The organism is Deinococcus alpinitundrae (genome assembly GCF_009982895.1).
Classification (GTDB): Bacteria; Deinococcota; Deinococci; order Deinococcales; family Deinococcaceae; genus Deinococcus; species Deinococcus alpinitundrae.
Map to the genome: position 1 here is coordinate 1 of NZ_WXZL01000080.1, position 1547 is coordinate 1547.

Annotated in this window: 1 protein-coding gene; it reads right to left on the bottom strand. The window is 54.8% G+C overall.

All coding sequences use genetic code 11. The features are described from left to right. Window positions 1-478 precede the first annotated feature (478 nt). Window positions 479-1441: an IS4 family transposase gene (locus tag GUI70_RS22455; protein WP_161884494.1), complete on the bottom strand. Its 963-nt coding sequence runs from the start codon at window positions 1439-1441 to the stop codon at window positions 479-481. Window positions 1442-1547 lie beyond the last annotated feature (106 nt).

Below are 1547 nucleotides of genomic sequence, written 5' to 3' on the forward strand. Positions count from 1 at the left end.
TTCAACTCACCGCTTTTCGCCGTCCTTGTCGAGGGACAAGAGGGAATTGACAGTTTCCCCGTCTAGGACAGCCTCAAACCAAAGTTGTCAGGTACTGAGCTCCTACTCCTCAGCGTCCAGACACACCGCAGCTGAACGTCAGCATCCCTTCTCGGATGGAGCACTAGATGGGGCTCTTCAGTCATGAATCTCCGGGTGTTTTTATCGAGGAAATACTGTACTGAAGCCGATTTTTCCGGTCTACTTCCGACTTTTGACTTATAGAGAGAATTCTAGTCCCCCACTCATTCAGGCAGGCGATGCGTTTTAGTAGAGAGGCTCCTGTCGAGGATAGGAGCCCCGCGCATATTCTAATCACCTTCATCCATCATAAAATTCGAGATAAACTCGTCGAGTATCGGTTTAAGTAAGAATGTCTCACTTCCTAAATTCTTCTTGCAGTGCTGCATTCTCAAGATCGTTCTTGTAGCTGCGCCCTCTAGGGGTCAAAAGTGGCGAGGAGCTGGGTAAACCTCGGCTGGGACAGCATTCTTCGACCTGACCGAGGACGTAGAGCACGTTGAAGGGCATCCAGACCGCGCCGAAAGAGGCTTTTCTGCAGGTAACCGTGCTTCAGCCGTTTGCTCGGTGTCCGCTGTTCAAGCCATTCGCCAGACAGACAGCACCAGACGAATGCGAGCACCACCACGCCGAACAAGAGCGAGAGGCGCGTATCAGTGGTCAAGCGGGTCGCTTCCAGCTCAAATCCTCTGGATTTGAGCGCTTGGTGCATGTTTTCTGCGTTCCAGCGCCAGGCGTAGCGAGTCACGGCCTGTGTTCCCCAACCGTGATAGGCCAGGAACAGAGTTTGGCCATGGGCGTTCTTGCAGGCCAAGACTCGCATCTGAACGCCATAGACCGTCATCGGGCAATGCCAGATCCGCAGTTCACCCGGCTGGAGTTTCTTGAAATAGACCCATACCGGCGCTTTGTTCACCCGGGTATCGGCTTTGAGTCGAATGGTCGGCTTGATGCCCAGATCTTTCAGTGTGCGAAACCAGTCCTGGCCGACGAATTCTCGATCAGCGAGCAGGGCCAGACGCTTCCCCTCAAGGAGCGGCATCACCGTACGCAAGAGTGCCGTTCGGGTGGCGGTCTTGCTGTTGCCTCCATGGGGCAACAGCGTCCAGGCAATCGGGAAGCTAAACGAGCACCACATCACGCTGAGGGTCAAGAAGTTAAGGTCGCGCTGCCCCCACTTCCAGTTGGTGCGGTCCATGATCAAGATCAGCTCCGACTCGTCCTGAACATGCTTGAGGATGAAGGCGGCAATGCGCTGTTGTTGATCTGGCCAGTCAAATTGCACGAACCGCTTGAGACGCTGGTACAGCGTCTCTTCACCACCCGGTAAGCGGACTCGCGAGACCAATTGATACAAGCAGACCGTGCGCCCGTCGATCATGGCCAGCACTATTGATCTCGGCTGAAGTGAACGACGGTAGAATGATTGGATGACTGACCGTTGGCTCCCATCGCACCTCACCCGAGCTCAACTCGAAGAACGTCGC

Coding starts and splice junctions, on each gene's coding strand:
- GUI70_RS22455 (WP_161884494.1), bottom strand. CDS start 1,441: ATGATCGACGGGCGCACGGTCTGCTTGTATCAATTGGTCTCGCGAGTC.